Annotated in this window: 21 protein-coding genes; 6 read left to right on the top strand and 15 right to left on the bottom strand. The window is 66.2% G+C overall.

Annotated features, from left to right (window positions below):
- The 10 genes from Herbaro_RS21515 to Herbaro_RS21470 form a co-directional block, all read right to left on the bottom strand.
- On the bottom strand, positions 1 to 1,494 hold the full coding sequence (locus Herbaro_RS21515) for a M81 family metallopeptidase (protein ID WP_275011640.1): 1,494 nt from the start codon (positions 1,492 to 1,494) through the stop codon (positions 1 to 3).
- 8 nt (positions 1,495 to 1,502) lie between these two features.
- The gene (locus tag Herbaro_RS21510) at positions 1,503 to 2,762 is read right to left on the bottom strand and encodes a Zn-dependent hydrolase (protein ID WP_275011639.1); all 1,260 of its coding nucleotides are present in this window, start codon (positions 2,760 to 2,762) and stop codon (positions 1,503 to 1,505) included.
- Positions 2,763 to 2,851: 89 nt separating this feature from the next.
- Positions 2,852 to 3,556 (bottom strand): ABC transporter ATP-binding protein, encoded by a 705-nt coding sequence (locus Herbaro_RS21505; RefSeq protein WP_275011638.1) that lies wholly within the window; start codon positions 3,554 to 3,556, stop codon positions 2,852 to 2,854.
- Complete coding sequence (locus Herbaro_RS21500; RefSeq protein WP_275011637.1) at positions 3,553 to 4,320, bottom strand: ABC transporter ATP-binding protein; 768 nt, start codon at positions 4,318 to 4,320, stop codon at positions 3,553 to 3,555. The genes Herbaro_RS21505 and Herbaro_RS21500 overlap by 4 nt, the downstream gene beginning before the upstream one ends.
- A complete protein-coding gene (locus Herbaro_RS21495) occupies positions 4,317 to 5,309 on the bottom strand; it encodes a branched-chain amino acid ABC transporter permease (RefSeq protein ID WP_275011636.1) in 993 nt (330 codons plus the stop codon). The genes Herbaro_RS21500 and Herbaro_RS21495 overlap by 4 nt, the downstream gene beginning before the upstream one ends.
- A 10-nt stretch (positions 5,310 to 5,319) precedes the next feature.
- Complete coding sequence (locus tag Herbaro_RS21490) at positions 5,320 to 6,186, bottom strand: branched-chain amino acid ABC transporter permease (protein ID WP_275011635.1); 867 nt, start codon at positions 6,184 to 6,186, stop codon at positions 5,320 to 5,322.
- 167 nt (positions 6,187 to 6,353) lie between these two features.
- Positions 6,354 to 7,547: an ABC transporter substrate-binding protein gene (locus Herbaro_RS21485; RefSeq protein ID WP_275011634.1), complete on the bottom strand. Its 1,194-nt coding sequence runs from the start codon at positions 7,545 to 7,547 to the stop codon at positions 6,354 to 6,356.
- A 60-nt stretch (positions 7,548 to 7,607) separates the two neighbouring features.
- Entirely contained in the window at positions 7,608 to 7,748 is a 141-nt protein-coding gene (locus Herbaro_RS21480) for a hypothetical protein (RefSeq protein ID WP_275011633.1), read from the bottom strand.
- A gap of 336 nt (positions 7,749 to 8,084) precedes the next feature.
- A complete protein-coding gene (locus Herbaro_RS21475; RefSeq protein ID WP_275011632.1) occupies positions 8,085 to 9,578 on the bottom strand; it encodes a CoA-acylating methylmalonate-semialdehyde dehydrogenase in 1,494 nt (497 codons plus the stop codon).
- Between the two features lie 25 nt (positions 9,579 to 9,603).
- Positions 9,604 to 10,926, bottom strand: coding sequence for an omega-aminotransferase AptA (locus tag Herbaro_RS21470; protein WP_275011631.1), 1,323 nt, complete (start codon positions 10,924 to 10,926; stop codon positions 9,604 to 9,606).
- Between the two features lie 338 nt (positions 10,927 to 11,264).
- On the opposite strand from Herbaro_RS21470, the gene Herbaro_RS21465 reads away from it, so the two are divergent.
- Together Herbaro_RS21465 and Herbaro_RS21460 are read left to right on the top strand one after the other, a co-directional pair.
- Positions 11,265 to 12,683 carry an aminotransferase-like domain-containing protein gene (locus Herbaro_RS21465; protein WP_275011630.1) on the top strand — a complete coding sequence of 473 codons (1,419 nt, stop codon included), beginning with the start codon at positions 11,265 to 11,267 and terminating at the stop codon, positions 12,681 to 12,683.
- 82 nt (positions 12,684 to 12,765) lie between these two features.
- Positions 12,766 to 13,410 (top strand): HAD family hydrolase, encoded by a 645-nt coding sequence (locus Herbaro_RS21460; protein ID WP_275011629.1) that lies wholly within the window; start codon positions 12,766 to 12,768, stop codon positions 13,408 to 13,410.
- A gap of 193 nt (positions 13,411 to 13,603) precedes the next feature.
- Here the strand turns inward: Herbaro_RS21460 and Herbaro_RS21455 are convergent, their stop codons facing one another.
- Together Herbaro_RS21455 and Herbaro_RS21450 are read right to left on the bottom strand one after the other, a co-directional pair.
- Positions 13,604 to 14,320, bottom strand: coding sequence for a DsbA family protein (locus Herbaro_RS21455; protein ID WP_275011628.1), 717 nt, complete (start codon positions 14,318 to 14,320; stop codon positions 13,604 to 13,606).
- 2 nt (positions 14,321 to 14,322) lie between these two features.
- Positions 14,323 to 14,934 (bottom strand): NAD(P)-dependent oxidoreductase, encoded by a 612-nt coding sequence (locus tag Herbaro_RS21450; protein ID WP_275011627.1) that lies wholly within the window; start codon positions 14,932 to 14,934, stop codon positions 14,323 to 14,325.
- A gap of 121 nt (positions 14,935 to 15,055) precedes the next feature.
- Between Herbaro_RS21450 and Herbaro_RS21445 the strand changes: the two genes are divergently transcribed.
- Positions 15,056 to 15,952 carry a LysR family transcriptional regulator gene (locus tag Herbaro_RS21445; protein ID WP_275011626.1) on the top strand — a complete coding sequence of 299 codons (897 nt, stop codon included), beginning with the start codon at positions 15,056 to 15,058 and terminating at the stop codon, positions 15,950 to 15,952.
- Positions 15,953 to 15,985: 33 nt separating this feature from the next.
- Here Herbaro_RS21445 and Herbaro_RS21440 read toward each other — a convergent pair whose 3' ends face one another.
- Complete coding sequence (locus tag Herbaro_RS21440) at positions 15,986 to 16,546, bottom strand: PAS and helix-turn-helix domain-containing protein (protein WP_275011625.1); 561 nt, start codon at positions 16,544 to 16,546, stop codon at positions 15,986 to 15,988.
- Between the two features lie 199 nt (positions 16,547 to 16,745).
- On the opposite strand from Herbaro_RS21440, the gene Herbaro_RS21435 reads away from it, so the two are divergent.
- Positions 16,746 to 17,441, top strand: a complete 696-nt coding sequence (locus Herbaro_RS21435) for a CoA transferase subunit A (RefSeq protein WP_275011624.1) — start codon at positions 16,746 to 16,748, stop codon at positions 17,439 to 17,441.
- Positions 17,442 to 17,453: 12 nt separating this feature from the next.
- A complete protein-coding gene (locus Herbaro_RS21430) occupies positions 17,454 to 18,104 on the top strand; it encodes a 3-oxoacid CoA-transferase subunit B (RefSeq protein ID WP_275011623.1) in 651 nt (216 codons plus the stop codon).
- 228 nt (positions 18,105 to 18,332) lie between these two features.
- Here the strand turns inward: Herbaro_RS21430 and Herbaro_RS21425 are convergent, their stop codons facing one another.
- Together Herbaro_RS21425 and Herbaro_RS21420 are read right to left on the bottom strand one after the other, a co-directional pair.
- Positions 18,333 to 19,334, bottom strand: a complete 1,002-nt coding sequence (locus Herbaro_RS21425; RefSeq protein ID WP_275011622.1) for a pyridoxamine 5'-phosphate oxidase family protein — start codon at positions 19,332 to 19,334, stop codon at positions 18,333 to 18,335.
- A gap of 22 nt (positions 19,335 to 19,356) precedes the next feature.
- Entirely contained in the window at positions 19,357 to 19,986 is a 630-nt protein-coding gene (locus Herbaro_RS21420) for a glutathione S-transferase family protein (protein ID WP_275011621.1), read from the bottom strand.
- A gap of 279 nt (positions 19,987 to 20,265) precedes the next feature.
- Between Herbaro_RS21420 and Herbaro_RS21415 the strand changes: the two genes are divergently transcribed.
- On the top strand, positions 20,266 to 20,826 hold the full coding sequence (locus tag Herbaro_RS21415) for a TetR/AcrR family transcriptional regulator (protein WP_275011620.1): 561 nt from the start codon (positions 20,266 to 20,268) through the stop codon (positions 20,824 to 20,826).
- The last annotated feature ends 120 nt before the right edge of the window (positions 20,827 to 20,946 follow it).

The following is a 20,946-nucleotide window of genomic DNA, read 5'->3' as shown; positions in this document are numbered from 1 at the left end:
TTACCAGGCCATGTCCGCGTCCAGCGGATAGACCGGGCGCCGCACCTTCTTGATCGGGAACAGCTTCAGGTTGGAGCTGGTCGGGCCGCCGCTGTCGGAATCGCACTCGACCAGCCCGCGGCTGATCGGCACGAACACCGGCCGGCAATACATGCGCGACTTCAGGATCAGGAAGGACTGCCGCGCCGGATCCAGGCCCAGGCTGGTGAACACGCCGAGATCGTAGGGCTCGACGCGCTCCTCGGTCACCACGATCTTCGCGCGGCCGATGTCGAGCAGCACGCTGCGGCCCATCTGGATGGTCGATCCGGTATAGATCGGACCGGTCACGGTGAACCTGCCGTCGGTGATCGCCGCCACCTTGCCCGACAGCAGCGGCGGCACCTTGCTGATGCCCTGCTGCGTGAGCTGCACCTTGTTGCCTACCGCCAGCGTGACGGTCGCGCCCAGGCCAGCCTCGACCATGTGCGCCACCGCTTCCGGATCGCTGATCGGGCCCACCGCGATGCCGTCCAGGCCGGCCTCCAGCGCCGCCTCCAGCACGTCCATGGTGTTGCAGGTGCCGCCCGACATGACGTTGTCGCTGTGGTCCAGCAGCAGCACCGGGCCGTTGCCGGCGCCGAGGCTGCGCAGCTTGGCCTGGGCCAGCGATTCCCTGAGGGGCAGGCTGTCGTAGACGAAGTCGTCGCGTTCGGTCCAGATCTGGCGGGCGATCTTCTCGGCCACGGCGTCGGCCAGGATGTTGTCGTTCTCGGTCACCACCACCACCGACATGCCGGCGTCGCGGAAGTCGGACAAGGGGAAGCCGGCCAGCACCGAGACGGCCAGCACGCCGTCCTGTTTCTCCGCCTCCTGCGCGGCCTGCACCGCGCGCTGCATGGCCGAGGCCGAAGTGTTGCTGGTCAGCGTGGCCGACAGCAACGGCACCTGGCGCCAGGCCACCAGCGGCCTGGATGTTCCGTTGAGCAGATCGACCAGCAGGCGCCCGGCATGTTCGCCGGTCTCGTACATGTCGATGTGCGGATAGGTCTTGAAGCTGACCACGATGTCGGCATGCTCGATCATCTTTTGCGTGACGTTGCCGTGCAGGTCCAGCGCCACCGTCATCGGCGTGTCGGGCGCGACCTTGCGGATGCGCTCCAGCAGCGCGCCTTCGCCGTCGTCGGCGTTTTCGGCCACCATGGCGCCGTGCAGGTCGAGCATGATGGCGTCGCAGCCCTGCTCGATGGCGCGCACGATGCCGTCGCACATCACGGTGTAGGCGTCGGCCGCCACCGCCGCGCTGGGATTGGCCCAGGCCGCCAGCGGCGTGACGATCTCGGCGCCCATCTTCCCGGCGATGTCGAGGAAGGCGCCCATCGCGGTGCGCGCGCCTTTCTGGTCGCGGTAGGCGGCCTCGTCCCACTGCGGGTCGAAGGCTTCCAGCGGCGTGGGAATCGGCGAGAAGGTATTGGTCTCGTGATTCATGCGGGCAATGACGATCCTGGGTTTCATCTCTATCCTCACTCGTTGACCACGCCGGCGCTGGCCAGCATGGCTTGCAGCAGCACGTTGCAGCCCGCCTCCAGGTGCTCCGGCTTGGCGTCCTCGATCTCGTTGTGCGACACGCCGTCCTTGCAGGGCACGAAGATCATGCCGGCCGGCGCCAGGCGCGCGGCGTAGATGGCGTCGTGGCCGGCGCCGGAGACCACGTCCATGGTCTTGTAGCCGAGCGCGCCGGCGGCGCCGCGCACGTTGTCCACGCAGTCCGGATGGAAGGGGCAGGGCGGGAAGTAGGAGACGCGCTCCAGCTCGATGGCAAGGCCGGTCTTCCGGCGCATCGCCTCAAGATAGGCCAGCAGGTCCTCGTGCATGCGGTTGAGCGTCTCGTCGCTGACGTTGCGCAGGTCGATGGAGAACTTCACCTGGCCGGGGATCACATTGCGGCTGTTGGGCATCACCTGCACCTGACCCACCGTGCCGCGGCCGTAGGGCGGATAGCGGTTGGCGATGGCCACCACCTCTTGCATGATGTAGGTGGACACCTGCAGCGCGTCCTTGCGGATCTCCATCGGCGTGGGGCCCGCGTGCGACTCGAAACCGGTCACCGTGCAGTCGTACCAGGACAGGCCCAGCACCGCCGGCACCACGCCGATCACGGTGTCGGCGTTCTCCAGCACCGGGCCCTGCTCGATGTGCGCCTCGTAGTAGGCGCCGATCGGATGGTCGCCGCAGGTCTGCTCGCCGATGTAGCCAATGCGCTCCAGCTCATCTCTGACCTTCTTGCCGTCGACGTCGGTGGCGTTGTAGGCGTGCTCCAGCGTGAAGGCGCCGCAGAACACGCCCGAACCCATCATTACCGGCACGAAGCGCGAGCCTTCCTCATTGGTCCACACCGCCACCTCGATGGGCGCCTCGGTCTGGATCTTGTGCTGGTTCAGCGTGCGGATTACCTCGATGCCGGAGAGCACGCCGTAGTTGCCGTCGAACTTGCCGCCGGTCGGCTGGGTGTCGATGTGCGAGCCGGTCATCACCGGCGGCAGGTCGTTGTTGCGGCCGGCGCGGCGCATGAAGATGTTGCCGATCTGGTCGACCACCACGCTCATGCCTTCGGCCCGGGCCCAGGAGGTCACCAGGTCGCGGCCTTGCTTGTCGAGGTCGGTCAGCGCCAGCCGGCAGACGCCGCCCTTGGCGGTGCCGCCGATCTTGCCCAGCGCCATCAGCGAATCCCACAGGCGGTCGCCGTCGATGCGCAGGGCGCTTGCTTTGGTTTTCATGTCCATGATTGCTTTTCCTTCTTGCCAGATGATCGATATTCCAATTGCCGTTCGGCCTGGGCAGGCCGCAGGCCGAACCGGCGACATGAGATTTGTCACGCCGCCAGGTTCACGCCCAGGTAGCGGTCCTTGATGCCGTCGTCGGCCAGGAACTCGGCGTTGCCGCCGCTGTAGACGACACGTCCCTGCTCCACGATGTAGTGGCGGTCGGCCAGTTGCGTGCACACCTCCAGGTTCTGCTCCACCAGGATGATGGACATCCCGGTGGCCTTGATCAGCTTGATCTGCGCCACGATCTCGTCGACGATCACCGGCGCCAGGCCTTCCACAGGTTCGTCCAGCATCATCACGCGCGGGTGCGTCATCAGCGCGCGCGCGATCGCCAGCATCTGCTGCTCGCCGCCGGAGAGCTGGCCGCCGCCGTTCCTGCGGCGCTCCTTCAGGCGCGGGAAGATCTTGTAGACGTCTTCCAGGCCCCAGGCCGATTCCTTGCGGGCGGCCATGGTGAGGTTCTCTTCCACGGTCAGCAGCTTGAAGATGCCGCGGTGCTCCGGCACCAGGCACACGCCGCGCGCGGCGATCTTGTGCGGCGGCAGGCCGCTGACCTGCTGGCCCTCGAACAGCACGCGCCCCTGGGTCGGCGGCACCACGCCGACGATGCTCTTGAGCGTGGTGGTCTTGCCGGCGCCGTTGCGGCCCAGCAGGGTCACCACCTCGCCCGCGTCCACCTCCAGCGACACGCCTTGCAGGATATGGCTCTTGCCATAGTAGCCGTGAACGTCTTGCACTTGCAGGATCATGCTTTGCCTCCGGTGATCATGCTGCCGAGATAGGCGCGGCGCACGCGTTCGTCGCGGCGGATCTCGTCGGGTTTGCCCTGCGCCAGGATCTGGCCCAGCTGCATCACGGTGATGCGGTCGGAAATGTCCATCACGATATCCATGTTGTGCTCGATCAGCACCACCGTGTAGTCCTCGCGCAGGCTGTGGATCAGGCGCTTCATGTCGGCGATGTCGTCGATGCCCATGCCCGAGGTCGGCTCGTCGAGGAAGATCACCTTGGGCTGGCCGGCCATGGCCATGCCCACTTCCAGCCGGCGCTGCTGGCCGTGCGACAGTTCCGAGGACTGTCGCTGCGCCACATGCTGCAACGACAGGCGCGTCACCAGCTTGTCGGCCAGCTCGCAGGCCGCGCGCATCTGCTCGGCGCGGCGCCATGGGTTGAGCGCCGCCAGCGGCGCGCGTCCCTGCGCGGCCAGGCGCAGGTTCTCCCACACCGTCAGGTTGGGAAACAGGCTGGTCACCTGGAACGAGCGCGCCAGGCCTTTCTGCACCCGCTTGTAGCCGGGCAGGTGGGCCACCTCCAGGCCCTCGACGCGGATGCTGCCCTCCGTGATCGGCGTGGTGCCGGTCAGCGTGTGGAACAGCGTGGTCTTGCCGGCGCCGTTGGGGCCGATCACCGAGTGCACGGTGCCGGGCATGATGTCCAGCGTGATGTTGTTGACCGCGGTGAACTTGCCGTAGCGCTTGGTGACGTTCAACGCCTGCAGGATGGGGGCGCTCATGAATGCTTCTCCTTGGCGATGCTCTCCTGCGCGCCGCTTTTCGCCGGACGCAGGAGCTTGACCAGTTTCACGGCCAGGCCGAACAGGCCCTTTTGCATGTACAGGCTGACGGCGATCAGCAGCAGGCCCAGCAGCATCAGCCAGCGCGGCCACAGCGTCGAGAGCCAGTTGCCGGCCAGCACGTAGAAGGCCGCGCCCAGCAGCGAGGCGAACAGGTTGCCGGTGCCGCCGATGACGGTCATCACCAGGATCGATTCGCTGGTGTGGTACTCGATGTTGGAGAGCGGCGCCACGCCCGTCATCATCGCGTGCAGGCCACCGGCAAGCCCCGTCACGGCGCCCGAGATCACGAAGGCGGCGAGCTTGAGCAGGCGCACGTCATAGCCCAGCGCCGAGGCGCGCGCCTCGTTGTCGCGCACCGCCAGCAGGGTCTTGCCCAGCACCGAATCGACCACCCGCTGCAGCATCCAGAACACCAGCACGAACAGGATCGCCACCACCGTGTAGTACTGCCAGGAGGTGCCGGTCGGCAGCAGCGTCAGGCCGAACACCGAGAGCGGCGGGCGCGGAATGTCCAGCAGGCCGTTGTCGCCGCCGGTGACATCCTTCATGGTGTAGGCCAGGAAGTAGAACATCTGGGCGAAGGCCAGCGTCAGCATCACGAAATAGGTGCCGCGCTGGCGGATTGAGAACCAGCCCACCAGCAGCGCCACCGCGGCGCCGCCCAGCGCGGCCAGCGCCAGCGAAGGCAGCAGGCCCAGCTTCAACTGCAGCAGCACCACGCCGGTGGCGTAGCTGCCCACGCCGAAGAAGATGCCCTGGCCGAACGACATCAGTCCGGTGTATCCCAGCAGCAGGTTGCAGCCCAGCGCGGCCAGCGCGAACACCAGCACCTCGGTTGCCAGCGTGCCTGAACTCAGCAGCAGCGGCAGCAGCAGCACCACGGCGGCGGCCAGCAGGGTATAGCGGAAATGCACGATATGTTTCATGTGTTGCTCCTCACGCCGCGCCCGGTCGGCCGAGCAGGCCGTTGGGCCGCAGCAGCATGACCGCGGCCATGGCGACGTAGATCATCAGGTGCGCGCCTTCGGACCACACCGTGCTCATCACGCTTTGCACGATGCCCACCAGCAGGCCGCCGATCAGCGCGCCCCAGAAACTGCCCAGGCCGCCCACCACCACCACCACGAAGGCGATGCCCAGCGCCTCCACGCCCATGAAGGGATCGGCGCCGCGGATCGGAGCGGCCAGCGCGCCGGCCAGGCCGGCGGTGGCCGCGCCCAGCGCGAACACCAGGCTGAAGATGCGGTTGATGTTCAGGCCCAGCAGCGACACCATCTCGGTGGATTCGCTGCCGGCGCGCACGATCGAGCCCAGGCGCGTGCCTTCCAGCACCCACCACAGGACCAGCGCCATCACCGCGGTCAGGCCGATCACGAACAGCCGGTACTTGGGGTAGACGAAGCCGCCGGCCATCACCACGCCTTGCAGCATGTCGGGCGGCGAGACGTTGTTGCCCAGCGGCCCCCAGGCCGAGATCACGGCCTCCTGCAGCACCAGCGCCAGGCCGACCGTGAAGAGGATGTGGAAGTGGTGCGGCAGCGCGTACACATGCCGCAGCACGAAGCGTTCCACCACCCAGGCGAACAGGCCCACGGCCAGCGGCGCGATCAGCAGCGACCACCAGAAGCCGATGCCCATGTCGACCACCTGGAAGCACAGGTAGGCGCCCAGCAGGAAGAAGGCGCCATGCGAGAAATTGACGAAGCGCAGCAGGCCGAAGACGATCGACAGGCCCACCGCCAGCAGGAAGTAGAGCATGCCGATGCCGACGCCGTTGGCGATCTGCAGCAGGTAGATATTCATGAGACCTCGTGACGTTCAGTAATACATCAATGACCGTTCGGACTGAGTAGACCCGAAGGGTCGTATCGAAGACGCGCCGTCGCGCTTCACGCGCAGGGCGCCCTCGATACGCCGCTCGCGCGGCTACTCAGTCCGAACGGTTGAGTAGCCGCGCGAGCTCAAACGCATCACAGCTTGCATTGCGTCTTGTCCAGCGCCAGGAACGACTTGCCGGAAGACACGATATCCGCGTAGTCGTTCTTGTTGGCCATCTTGGACTTCGCCTTGCCCTTGAGCAGGTAGTAGTTCTTGATGACCTGGTGGTCGCCCTTGCGGATTTCCTCGGTGCCGGTCAGGCCTTCGTACTTCATGCCTTCCATGGCCGCGATGACCGCCTTGGGATCGGTGCTGTTGGCCTTGATGATGGCGTCCAGCATGATCTTGGTGCAGATGTAGGAGCCGGCCAGGCTGTAGTTGGGATCGATCTTCAGCGTGTCGTTGACCAGCTTGACGAATTCCTTGTTGAAGGGCGAATCGATCGCGTGCCAGTACTGCGCGCCGAAGTAGACGCCGTCGCAGATGTCGGCGCCCAGCGTCTCGAACTGCTCCAGGCCGGAAGCCCAGGCCATCAGGATCGTACAGTTGTTCTTCATGCCGAAGCTGACCGCCTGGCGCAGCGTGTCGGAGGATTGCGAGCCGAAGTTCAGAAGCAGCAGCACGTCCGGCTTGGCGGCCATGGCGTTGGTCAGGTAGCCGGAGAACTCCTTCTCGGTCAGCGAGTGGTAGCTGTTGCCGACGTGCTCGATGCCCTTTTCCTTGAAGATGTTCTTGGCCGCCGACAGCAGGCCCTCGCCGAACACGTATTGCGGCGTGATGGTGTACCAGCGCTTGGCGTTGGGCATCTTCTCCAGCAGCGGGCGCACGGTCTGCTCGATGGCGCCGAAGGTCGGCACCGACCAGCGGAAGGTCGAGCGGTTGCAGTCGGTGCCGGTGATCTCGTCGGCGCCGGCGGTGGTGATGAAGATGCTGCCGGCCTTGTCGGCTTCCTTGCCCATGGCCAGCGCTTCGCCCGAGAGGATGCCGCCGGCGAAGAAGCGCGTGCCCTTCTCGATGGTCTCCTGCATCTTGCGCACGGCGGTGGCCGGCTTGCCCTCGGTGTCCAGCGTCACGTAGCTGGTGTTCTTGCCCAGCACCTTGCCGTATTTCTGCAGCGCCAGCTTCATGCCCATGTCGGCGAACTTGCCGTTGGCGGCGAACGGACCCGACATCGGCACCGGGCAGCCGAAGGAAATCGCATCGGCTTGCGCGAACACATCGGTGACGCTCAGCGCTCCCGGCGCGGCCAGTGCGGACAGTTTCAGAAAATCGCGACGGCTGATCATATTCACATCTCCCTCAGGATAAAAAATTCACAAGTGACATCCACGAAACTTCAACGGCTCTCAACGCAAATTCCATGCCCAGCAAGAGTGAAAATCCGGATGAAACGAGACGCCTGCGATGCCGGCGGACGAGCGCATTCCTCCGCCAAAAAAACGCGGATAAGCGAGGTCGAACGGGCGTGACATGATGCGAACGATCATGGCGGGCTCCTCCTGGCCGTGAAATGCTGTGTCTCTGTTTCTGTTCGGTATCCGTTGCCCATGCCCCGATGTATTTTTCATGCGGTGGCGATGCGGATTTTCTTCTTGCCGGGGACTCCTTCGCCGCGTCCTGCGGCGAATCGCTCCATCAGGATTGTCTTCCTTTCCCTCCCTTTGTGCGCTTAAAAATTTTCATCGACATCGCGGTGCATTTCGGTTCCCGCCGTTTGGCATCTGCACCACGTTCCCTGCTTTTTGCACCAACAACCGGCAGCGCATTTTCGCCCTGCCGAAATGAAAAACGGCATGAAGGATTTCATGCCGTTTTTCGTCACATCATTTCATCTGCGGGAAGGCGAACTCGGCGCCCGCGCTGGCGGTGTTGGGCCAGCGCTGCATCACCGCCTTGGCCCGGGTGTAGAAGCGCACGCCTTCCGGTCCGTACATGTGATGGTCGCCGAACAGGCTGCGCTTCCAGCCGCCGAAACTGCTGAAGGCCATCGGCACCGGCAACGGCACGTTCACGCCCACCATGCCGACCTCGATCTGGCGCACGAATTCGCGCGCCACGCCGCCGTCGCGCGTGTACACCGCCACGCCGTTGCCGTACTCATGGGCGTTGATCAGCTCCACCGCGCTGGCGATGTCGGGCGCGCGCAGCACGCACAGCACGGGGCCGAAGATCTCTTCCTTGTACACCGTCATCTCCGGCGTGACATGGTCGAACAGCGTACCGCCGACGAAGAAGCCCTGCTCGAAACCCGGCACCTTGTAGCCGCGCCCGTCGACCACCAGCTTGGCGCCTTCTTCCACGCCGCGCGCGATCAGGCCTTCGATGCGTTGCTTGGCGGCCGCGGTGACCACCGGTCCCATTTCGGCGCCGGCCGCGTTGCCTTCGTTGATCTTGAGATTGCGCGCGCGTTCGGCCAGGGCCTGCACCAGCTGGTCGCCGGCGGAGCCGACCGCCACCGCCACCGAGATCGCCATGCAGCGCTCGCCGGCCGAGCCGAAGGCCGCGCCCATCAAGGCATCGACCGCCAGCGACATGTCGGCGTCGGGCATCACCACCATGTGGTTCTTGGCGCCGCCCAGGGCTTGCACGCGCTTGCCCTTGGCCGAGCCGCGCGCATAGATGTATTCGGCAATCGGGGTCGAGCCGACGAAGCTGATGGCCTTCACCTGCGGATGGTCGAGCAGGGCGTCCACGGTGACCTTGTCGCCCTGGATGACGTTGAACACGCCATCCGGCAGGCCGGCTTCCTGCAGCAGCTCGGCGATCAGCAGCGCGGCGGAAGGATCGCGCTCGGAGGGCTTGAGCACGAAGCTGTTGCCGCAGGCGATGGCGATCGGGAACATCCACATCGGCACCATGGCGGGGAAGTTGAACGGCGTGATGCCGGCCACCACGCCCAGCGCCTGGCGCATCGACCAGGCGTCGATGCCGCGCGCGATCTGGTCGGTGTATTCGCCTTTGAGCATCTGCGGGATGCCGGCGGCGAACTCGACGATCTCGATGCCGCGCGCGACTTCGCCCTGGGCGTCGGAGAAGGTCTTGCCGTGCTCGCGCACGATGATGCGGGCGAAGTCGTCGGCGCGCTGCTGGATCAGGTGCAGGAAGCGGAACAGCACGCGCGCGCGGGTCAGCGGCGGCGTGTTGGACCAGGCCGGGAAGGCGGCGGCGCCGGCCTTGACGGCGGCGTCGACCTCATCGGCCGTGCCCAGCGCGACCTGCGCCACCGGCACGCCCTGCGCCGGATTGAAGACATCGGCGTAGCGGCCGCTGACGGTATCGACGCGCTTGCCGCCGATGTAGTGGGTAATCTTTTCCATTGTTGCTTGTGGCTCCGGATATCGGTTAGGCGAGGGTCTTGAGGATCGCGGCGAGCTTGCCGAACAGCTCGTCGATCTGTTGCTTGCTGATGATCAGCGGCGGCGACAGCGCGATGATGTCGCCGGTGACGCGGATCAGGATGCCGTCGTTGAAGGCGCGCACGAAGGCGTCGTAGGCGCGCGCGCCGACCCGGCCCTGGATCGAGGCCAGCTCGATGCCGGCGATCAGGCCGATGGTGCGCACGTCGATGACGTGCGGCAGGCCGCGCAGCGCGTGCGCCGCATCCTGGAAGTAATCGGACACCGACTGCGCATGCTCCAGCACGCCTTCCTGCTCGAACACGTCCAGCGAAGCCAGGCCGGCGGCGCAGGCCAACGGGTGGCCGGAGTAGGTGTAGCCGTGGAACAGCTCGATGCCGTCCGGGCCGTTCATGAAGGCGTCGTGGATCTCTTGCTTGACGAACACCGCGCCCATCGGCACCACGCCGTTGGTGAGGCCCTTGGCGGTGGTGAAGATGTCCGGCTCGACGCCGAAGTAGTCGGAGGCGAACGGCGTGGTCAGGCGGCCGAAGCCGGTGATCACTTCGTCGAAGATCAGCAGGATGCCGTGCTTGGTGCACAGTTCGCGCAGGCGCTTCAGGTAACCCTTGGGCGGCACCAGCACGCCGGTGGAGCCGGCCACCGGTTCGACGATCACGGCGGCGATGTTGGAGGCGTCGTGCAGCGCGACCAGGCGCTCCAGCTCGTCGGCCAGGTGCGCGCCGTATTCCGGCTCGCCCTTGGTGAAGGCGTTCTTCTCCAGGTTATGGGTGTGCGGCAGGTGGTCCACGCCGGCGATCAGCGCGGTGCTGAAGGTCTTGCGGTTGCCGCCGATGCCGCCCACCGACATGCCGCCGAAGCCCACGCCATGGTAGCCCCGCTCGCGGCCGATGAAGCGGGTGCGGGTGGCGTTGCCCTTGGTGCGGTGATAGGCCAGCGCGATCTTCAGCGCCGTATCCACCGCCTCCGAGCCGGAGCCGGTATAGAACACGTTGGAGAAACGGTTGCCGGTGTAGGCCTTGAGGCGCTCGGCCAGTTCGAAGGCGCTAGGGTGGCCGAGCTGGAACGACGGCGCATAGTCCAGCGTGGCGACCGATTTCTGCACGGCAGACACGATCTTGGGATGGGCGTGGCCCAGCGGCACACACCACAGGCCGGCGGTGCCGTCGAGGATGGCGTTGCCGGCGTCGTCGCGGTAATGCATGCCCTCGGCCGAGACCAGCATGCGCGGGCTGGCCTTGAAATTGCGGTTGGCGGTGTACGGCATCCAGTAGGCGGAGAGGCCGGCTTGTTGTTCGGTGTTGGACATGGGGCGCACCATCTGTAGTCGGAGTTGAGAACGACTTGATTATTGCCAGACAGTCGCAGTATTGTTAGCTACACTTTTTAATTTGATCCGAAACTGTATTGTTTGTTTCGGTGAACTGTGTTGAGTCATCCGGCGGGAACGACAACGTCGGGCGCCACCGCGCCGTACTGCCCTTATTTGCCGGAAGGCGGCGGGTCGTGGCTGTTTGCTGCACATGCACAGGATGCATGCGGCCGCCGGTGGCGCCTATGCGATGATCAATACACTTTGACGGAATGCCGAACACCCGCGCCGGACGGCCAATGAGGTCGCCAGGCGCCACGCGTAAAGGAATCTCCATGGCCAAGCCCCAGCGCCAGGCGCTGCAGCTGGATCTGCAAAGAAACACCGCCGCCCGCCTGGTTGAACAGGTGGCCGACGGCCTGGCGCAACTGATCGAGGGCGGCGAGCTGCGCTCCGGCGAACGCCTGCCCTCGGTGCGGCAACTGGCCGAGAGCCACGGCATCGGCGCCTCCACCGTGGTCGAGGCGTATGAGCAGCTGGTGGCGCGCGGCATGTTGCTGGCGCGGCGCGGGGCCGGCTTCTTCGTCGCCGCGCGGGCCGGGCAGAACGGCGCGCGCGCCGTGTTCACGCCGCATGAGCCGGTGATCGACTCGGCCTGGCTGCTGTCGGAAATGTTCGCCGACGAGCGCGTGCCCATCAAGGCCGGCTGCGGCTGGCTGCCCGGCAAGTGGTTGAACGACGAAGGCCTGCACCAGGCCGAGCGCCGCATCATTCGCTCGCCCGGCGCGCAGCAGGTCGGCTACGGCCATCCCTTCGGCTATGCGCCGCTGCGCCAGCTGATCGCGCAGTTCCTCGGCCACTGGGCGCTGGACGTGGCGATCGACCAGGTGCTCACCACCCACGGCGCCACCCAGGCGCTGGACCTGGTGATCCGCACCATGACCCAGCCCGGCGACACGGTGATGATCGACGACCCCGGCTACTGCAACCTGATCGCCATGCTGCGCCTGGCCGGCCTGAACGTGATCGGCGTGCCGCGCGTGCCCGGCGGCGTCGACACCGACATGCTGGAGACGCTGGCGCGCGCGCACCAGCCCAAGATGTTCTTCACCACCAGCGTGCTGCAAAATCCCACCGGCACCTCCTACACGCCGGCCTGCGCCATGCGCGTGCTGCAGTCGGCCGAGCGCCACGGCTTCTGGGTGGTGGAGGACGATATCTTCCGCGAGCTGGGCCAGGCCACCGACCCCATGCTGGCCGCGCTCGACGGCCTGCAGCGGGTGATCTACGTGGGCAGCTATTCGAAGACCATCGCGCCCTCGCTGCGGGTCGGCTATGTCGCCTGCCAGCGCGACCTGGCGCGCCAGATCGTGCATACCAAGATGGTGCTCACCCTGACCAACTCCGAGATCAACGAGCGCCTGGTGCACAACGTGCTGACCGAAGGCCATCACCGGCGCCACGTGCAAACGCTCAACGCCACGCTGCTCAACGCCCAGTCCACGCTCAACGCCAAGCTGGCCGAGGCCGGCCTCACGCCGTTCACGGCCGCGCGCGGCGGCATGTTCACCTGGGCCACGCTGGAAGACAGCAAGCTGTCGGCGCGCGAGATCGCCGACCGCGCGCGGCAGAAGGGCATCTGGCTGGCGCCGGGCGATTTCTTCCACCTGGCCGCGCCCGAGAAGGCCAGCTTCCGTTTCAACGTCGGCTATGCGGACGCGCCGGAACTGTTCGAGTTTTTCCGCTCGCTCTAGGACGGGCCCGCTTACACTTCTTCACGCGTGCGCCGCGGCGCGCCAGTAGAATGGAACGCCCATCTTCCGGAGGAAGCCACGCATGACCATCCCCGTTTCCGCTGCCGGCGTGCACGCCGTCGTGTTCGATTTCGGCGGCGTTTTGTTCGACTGGAGCCCGCTGCACGTCTACCGGCACCTGATCGCCGACGACGCCGAGCGCCTGCATTTCCTGACCCACGTCTGTTCGCCCGAATGGAATGTCCGCCAGGACGGCGGCCGTTCGCTGGTCGACGGCACTGAGCAGCTGGTGCGCGAGCATCCGCAGCACGAGGGCCTGATCCGCGCCTTCTACGACCGCTGGAAGGAAATGCTGCGCGGCCCGCTGGACGATGGCGTGGCCTTGCTCAAGGAGTTGCATGCCAGGCAGGTGCCGCTGTTCGGCCTCACCAACTGGTCGGCCGAGACCTTCCCCTATGCGCGCGAGAACTACGACTTCCTGGACGTGTTCCAGGACATCGTGGTCTCCGGCGTGGAGCAATGCATCAAGCCCGAGCCGCGCATCTACCAGATCGCGCTGGCGCGCTACGGGCGCCACCTGGCCGGCTTGAAGCCGGGCGAGCTGGTGTTCATCGATGACGTGAAGAAGAATGTCGAGGCGGCGCAGGCGCTCGGTTGGCATGGCATCCATCATGTGGATGCCGGGAGCACGCGGGAACAGTTGAAGGGCCTGGGCTTGCCGTTATAGGTTGAGGCGCAATGAAAGTCACTGGGTTCCTGCTTTCGCAGGAACGGCGGGCCGTGGGAACATCTCGCGCAATCGAGGGTGCAAGTTCTCTCCACCCTGTCGTCCCTGCGAAAGCAGGAACCCAGCGTCGTCCAGCGGTCGTCGATATATGACCAACGTCACTGGCCGGCGACAACGGATCGGCGCGGACGGGTCAGTTGCAATTACCGCCGTCGATATCGCACAGCGCAGGCGGTGACGCGCCGGCAGATGCCATCGCGCCGGTTTCCTGCCGCAAGAACGCCGCCCATTGCTCCGGCCGTCCCAGCCACGTCCCGGTGTCCAGCGCCTCCAATGCGTCGCCCCGCTGCAATACGAAGGTGGGAAAGCCGCGCCCGCCGACATGGTTCAGCAGCGCGCGGCTGGCCTCGATGTGGTTCGTCAATTCTTCCGCTTCCACCAAGCGCATGACGCGCGCGAAATCCTCTTCGCCCACACCCAGCTGCAGCGCCAGCGCAGACAGGGTCGCCTCGTCCGAGATGCGGCGCCCGTCCCGGTAATGCGCGCGCTGGATCGCCGCCAGCATGTCCAGGCCGGCGTCCGCTCCCTTGAGCGCCTGCATCGCAAGGATCGCGGCGATCGGCGGCGCCGAGTCGAACACCGCGCCGGTGTCGGCCAGCAAGCCGTTGAAATAATTGTCGCCGAACACCTGGCCGGTGATCTGGGCGATGCGGCGGTCGTGCGGCATCACATAATCGCGCAGCGCGGCGTCGACCGGGCGGCGGTTGCGCCCGGCCATCATGCCACCGCCGTGCGCCTGCACCGGCAGCACCTCGCGCGCCGCGGCCACCAGCGGCGCGGCGCCGTAGCACCAGCCGCACAGCGGGTCGTGGATGTAGTGCAGGACCTGGGTCGGCGCCGGCGCGCTCATGCTCAGTAACCCACGGTGAAGCGGGCGCGCACGTGCCGCGGTTGCTCCAGCTCGTCCAGCAGGGCGATGGCGTAGTCTTCGTAGGAGATCCAACTCTTGCCATCGTCGCCGGCCAGCAACTGGTCGTTGCCGAGACGGAACTTGCCGGTACGCTCGCCCGCCACGAACAGGGCGGAGGGCGAGAGGAAGGTCCAGTCGATGTCCCCCACCGCGCGCAGCTCGTTAAGGAAGTCGCGGCCGGCCGACGCTTCCGGCTTGTACTCTGCGGGGAATTCCGGGGTGTCGATCAGCGCCTTGCCCGGCGCGATTTCCAGGCTGCCGGCACCGCCCACCACGGCCAGGCGCTTGACGCCGGCCTGCTTCAGCGCGGGCAGCAGGTCGGCCGCCGTGTAGCTGGCGAAGCGGCCGCTGGAGACCACCGCGTCGGCGCCCCGGATGGCGGCCGCCAGCGCGGCGCCGTCCTTGACGTCGGCGCTGCGCGCGGTGACGCCGGCGCGCTCGGGGAGGCGGGCGGCGTCGCGGGCGATGGCGACGACGCTGTGGCCGCGGCGCAGGGCTTCGTCGAGGATGCGGCTGCCGACGTTGCCGGAGGCGCCGATGATGGCGATGTTCATGGGGTTTCCTTTCGTGTTGTCCGGGAGAGAGTGGGGAAAAGCTTAACGGCTTCTTTCGAACGGAAAAACTGCATAATCCAATACAGTTTGTTTCTGAAAACGTTCAGATAAAGGAAGCCCCATGGACCGCCTGACGGCAATGCAAGTATTCGTGACCGTGGCCGACAGCGGCAGCCTGTCGGCCGCGGCCCGGCAGCTGGACCTGTCGCGCCCGGTGGTATCGCGGCACGTGGCCGAGCTGGAGGAGTGGGTGGGCGCGCGGCTGCTGCACCGGACTACGCGGCGCCTGTCGCTCACGCCGGCCGGCAACGAGATCCTGCCGCGCTGCCGGCGCATGCTGGAATTCTCCGACGACCTGCGCCACGCGGTGGTCGCGCCCGAGGAGACGCCGCGAGGCTTGCTGCGCATCACTTCCAGCACCTCATTCACGCAGACCCAGCTGGTGCAGGCGGTGGTCGACTACGGCCGGCGCTACCCGGAAGTGGCGGTCGACCTGGTGGCGCTGGACCGTACGGTCAACCTGGTGGAGGAGCGCATCGACCTGGCCATCCGCATGACCACGCGGCTGGAGCCCAACCTGATCGCGCGCCAGCTGGCGGTGTGCCGCTCGGTGATCTGCGCCACTCCCGAGTACCTGGCGCGCCATGGCGCGCCGCAGCAGGTGGAAGACCTGGCCCTGCACAATTGCCTGACGCATTCCTACGTCGGCCGCAGCCTGTGGCAGTTCGAACCCAGGAGCGGCGGCAAGGCGTCGTCGGTGGCGGTGGGCGGCAGCATCAGCGCCAACGAGGTGACGGTGCTGCTGCAGGCGGTGCTGGCGGGCGTGGGCATCGGCCACATGCCGGCGTATTCGGTGGCTCCGCTGGTGGCGTCCGGCCGATTGGTGGCGCTGCTGCCGGAGCATGAGCCCACGCGCCTGGGCATGTACGCGGTGTATGCCTCGCGCAAGCACATGCCGGCGACGCTGCGTACGATGCTGGATTTTCTGGCCGAGCGTTTCGCCGGGCAGCCGTTCTGAAACGCAGGTCCGCCGGCGCGTTGCCGGGGAAGCCTAGGGCGTGATGCTCAGGAGTTTGTGCACCAGCTCGGAAGAGGTCGACGCGGCGAACTTGCGCATCAGCCGGGCGCGGTGCATTTCCACCGTGCGCGGGCTCAACTCCACCTGGCGCGCGATCAGCTTGCTGGTCTTGCCTTCCACCAGCAGCGCGGCGATCTCGCGCTCGCGCGGGGTCAGGCCGGGCGCGATCGGGCGCTTGGCGCTGACATCCTCGAAGGTCCAGATGCCGGCCGCATGCGGGTCGCCCAGCACCAGCGAGTGGCCGGTGACGTGGCACCAGAACATCTCGTCGCTGGAGCGCTTCATGATGCGCTCGTCGGAGTAGAAACCCTTTTCGTTGAGGATGGGCACCAGGCGCAGCCCGGTGCGCTCGAACTCGTCGGCGGTGGGATAGATCTCCTGGAACGACATCAGCCGCAGCGCTTCCACCGGATAGCCGAACATCTCCGCCATCGCCAGGTTGCCCTGCTGGATGACGCGGTTGTGCGAGACGCACATGCCGATCGGGGCATGCATGAATACCTGTTCGAAGTCGATGGGCGGTGGCGTGCTCATGGTGTGCTGCTGATCCCTGGGAGTCCCTCGGCGCCTGGCGGGCGGCCCAGCGCGGATGCGGGCCGGCCGGACGGTGTATGCTGCATTGCGCCAGGTATTTTTACCGTATTGTATGGCCTATTTCGCTGACCTATGATGATTGGCGCTTTTTTAACATCCAGTTAGTTATGCTCGCAACACAAGAGCCGAAAGGAGACTCGTGAACAAAGTGTATCCAGACGCGGCCACCGCGTTGAAAGACATCGTCAAGGACGGCCAGACCATTGCAGTCGGCGGCTTTGGCCTGTGTGGCATCCCCGAGGCGCTGATCGCCGCCCTGCGCGATTCGGGCGTGCAGAACCTGACCGCCATTTCCAACAACGCCGGCGTAGACGGCTTCGGCCTGGGCCAGCTGCTGTCCACCCGCCAGATCAAGAAGATGATCGCCTCCTACGTGGGCGAGAACAAGGAGTTCGAACGCCAGTACCTGGCCGGCGAACTGGAGCTCGAATTCACCCCGCAAGGCACCCTGGCCGAGAAGCTGCGCGCCGGCGGCGCCGGCATCCCGGCCTTCTTCACCAAGACCGGCGTGGGCACCCTGGTGGCCGAAGGCAAGGAAATCCGCGAATTCGACGGCGCCAACTACGTGATGGAGCGCTCGCTGGTGGCCGACGTCTCGCTGGTCAAGGCGCAGAAGGCCGACAAGGCCGGCAACCTGGTCTTCAACAAGACCGCGCGCAACTTCAACCCCAACGTCGCGATGGCCGGCAAGATCACCGTGGTCGAAGTGGAAGAACTGGTCGAGGTCGGCCAGCTCGATCCGGACCAGATCCACACCGCCGGCATCTTCGTGCACCGCATCGTGGTCAACGCCACGCCCGAAAAGCGCATCGAACAACGCACCGTGCGCGCATAAGGAGACAGACAAATGGCATGGACCAGAGATGAAATGGCTGCGCGCGCAGCAAAGGAATTGCAGGACGGCTTCTACGTCAACCTCGGCATCGGCTTGCCGACCCTGGTGGCGAACCACGTTCCCGACAACATCGAAGTGTGGCTGCAATCGGAAAACGGCCTGCTGGGCATCGGCCCCTTCCCGACCGAGGATCGCGTCGATCCCGACCTGATCAACGCCGGCAAGCAGACCGTGACGACCATTCCGGGCTCGTCATTCTTCAGCTCGGCGGACTCCTTCGGCATGATCCGCGGCGGCAAGATCAACATCGCCATCCTGGGCGCGATGCAGGTCTCGGGCAAGGGCGACCTGGCCAACTGGATGATCCCCGGCAAGATGGTCAAGGGCATGGGCGGCGCGATGGACCTGGTGGCCGGCGTGGGCCGCGTGGTGGTGCTGATGGAGCACGTGGCCAAGGCCAAGGACGGTTCCACCTCGAAGAAGATCCTGAACGACTGCAACCTGCCGCTGACCGGCGTGGGCGTGGTCAACCGCATCATCACCGACCTCGGCGTGATCGACGTCACCCCGAACGGCCTCAAGCTGATCGAGCTGGCCACCGGCGTGAGCAAGGAAGAAGTGGTCGAGAAGACCGAAGCGCCGCTGGATGTGAGCGCGGTGTGATCTGATTGCTGAAGCTTGATGAAGAAGGGCGCCGAAGTTGGCGCCCTTTTTCTTTTGGTGGCGTTCGCCGCGTTGCGACGTCAGCGCAACGACGCTGGATCCTGACTTTCGTCAGGGCGACAAATGCGGAGAAAACTTGAACCCTCCGTTGATCGAGTCCATCCCCTGCCTGTCGTCCCGGCGCAGGCCGGGACCCAGCGTCGTTCGTCGCGCCGTCAGCTCACGACATCAATTCCACGCCCCGGTCGTCTCCAGGAACGGCGACAACCCGGCCTCGCCCCAGCGCAACGGCAAGGCGTTCTCCAGCAATCGCGCCGACTCCACCGTGAAGCGCAGCAGCCGCTGCGCGCCGGCGAAGGATTCCACCTCCGGCCCCTCCCAGACCACCTCTGCCGTCACCCCCAGGTAGAGCAGGGCGCCCGCCTCGAAGTCGGCGAACAACAAGCCCGCGCGCGGCTGCACCAGCAGGTTGCCGATGGTGTTGAAGAAGGAGTTGCCGATGAAGTCCGGCACGGTCAGCGTGGCCCCGCCGTCCACGCGCACGAAGCCGGGCTTGCCGCCGCGATGCGAGACGTCGGTCCCATGGCGATGCGCATGCCCTTGCGCCTCGGCGTCGTCGCCGGCCAGGGCGGTGGCGATGAAGAAGGTGTCGGCGGCACGCACCATCTGCGCCATGCGCGGCGTCAGCGCCGGCGCGTCGGTGACGACGGCGGCCGGCAGGGCGGCGGCGTCCAGCAGTTCCGGCTTGCGGGTCTGGATGTACTTGGGGCAATTGCCGAAGCTCTGCTCGATGGCGATCTCGATGCCGCCCGGCGTCAGCGCATGCGCCACGCCGTTGGCGCGGTTGCGGCGCCGCGTGTGCGGCTCGAGGCCCAGCAGCCCGAGCTTGGCGCCCTCGCGCAGGTTGGCGCGCAAGGGATCTTGCTGCGCGATGTGCATACCTGTCAGGCGCAGCGTGCGCTCATCGGGCGAACGCACGAAGCCGGGCGCGCCGGTGGCGATCGAGGCCCAGGGGCGGCCGTCGGCATCGGTCGAGCCGATTACCAGGAAGGGCAGTTGCTCGAAGAACTGGCGGTGCTGGTCGGGCATGAAATCGCGGATCACGCGCGGGCCGACCGCCGCCATCTTCTCCAGCATGCCGGCGCGCTGCTGGGCATGCAGTTCGCCGCGGTGAAATGCCTGGTGCGGCGCGCCCGGCGCGGGAGCGGCGATCTCGGGAATGGATGGCATGGTGGTCTCCCTGCGGCGAGGATCAGGCGGCGATGGCGTGCGGCGACGCCACCATCGGCACGAAGCGCGGCAGTTGCTCGACGCGCGCGATCCAGCCGCGCACATTGGGGTAGGGCGCCAGGTCGACGCCGCCTTCGGGCACGTGGGCGACATAGGCGTAGCAGGCCAGGTCGGCGATGGTGGCGTGGCCGGCGGCGAGGAAGTCGCGTCCCGCCAGGTGCTGCTCCAGCAGGCCGAGCACCGACAGCGTCTTTTCCAGCGCCAGCGAATAGTCGAGGTCGCGCTTGAGCAGCTTGACCAGGCGCACGCGGTTCGGGCCTTCGAAGATCTCGCCGGCCGCCAGCGACAGGAATTGCTGCACATGGGCCGCGCCCAGCGGATCGGACGGCAGCCATTGCTCGCCGCCATAGCGCTTGGCCAGGTAGACCAGGATCGCGGTCGAGTCGTACAGCGTGACGTCGCCGTCGACGATCACCGGGATCTGGCCGCGCGGGTTCAGCTTGATGAAGTCGGGCTGCTTGTGTTCGCCGCCGGGGATGTTGACGTCGATCACTTCGTGCGGCAGCGCCAGCATGGACAGCAGCAGTTTCACGCGGTGCACGTGGCCGGACAAGGGGAAGCTGTAGAGGCGGATGGCTTGTTGCGTTGTCATGTTTCTCTCCCGGAGATGTTGGGGTTTGGCGATGATTGGATGCTTGCGTCGGATCGTGGTACAATCTGAACCGAACGATCGGTACAATAGACCATGGGCATTCCCGATGTCAACCGATGCGCGGAAAATATTTTTTGTCCCGGCGTGCGGGAAGGCGCCGCACCCGGGCCGCCAAGCGGTCTTATAATCGCTTCAAACCAAGAGTTCCGGCTTCCTCCGGAGGCGGGCCGGGCCCGCGCCGGCCGCCCTCCGGAGCTTCCAGCAAAGACAGAAAACGCCATGCCAGCACCCAGCCTCTCGCGCGATGAAGTCGCGCAAATCCTGCTCGCCGAATTTCGCCGCTCCGGCTACGAGGGCGCCAGCCTGTCCACCCTGTCGGCCGCCACCGGCCTGGGCAAGTCCAGCCTTTATCACTATTTCCCGAACGGCAAGGTCGACATGGGGCGCGCCGCCATGGAGGTGGTGGGAACCTGGATGCGCGAGAAGATCGTCCCGCTGCTCACCACCGACGCCGAGCCGGAGAAGCGCCTCAAGCGCTACTTCGCCGCCATGAGCGACTTCTACGACAAGGGCACGCTGCCCTGCCTCACCGACCTGTTCACCATCGGCGAGGCGGCGGGCTACTTCCAGCAACAGTTCAAGCAAAACATCGGCAACACCATCAAGTTGATCGCGGGCGTGCTGGAGCAGGCCGGCTTCACGCCGGCCGAAGCCGCGCGCCGGGCCGAGGACGGGCTGGTGATGATGCATGGCGCACTGGTGGTTTCGCGCGCCCAGGGCAGCACAGCGGTATTTTCACGCGTGGTACGCGGCATTCCCGACATGTTGCTGGCGCGATAAGGGTTCGCGCCCGGCGCCGCACTTTCCTTTCCTTCCTCCCATCTTTCCCAGGGGCCGCGCCGCAAGGCGGCGGCCCTTGTCGCATCCGGCCGTCGCCTGCCTTCGCCCGATCCCCCATTT

This window comes from Herbaspirillum sp. WKF16, assembly GCF_028993615.1.
Taxonomy (GTDB): Bacteria; Pseudomonadota; Gammaproteobacteria; order Burkholderiales; family Burkholderiaceae_D; genus Herbaspirillum.
Note: the sequence above shows the minus strand (reverse complement) of the source record. Positions and strands in the feature narration are given on the sequence as shown.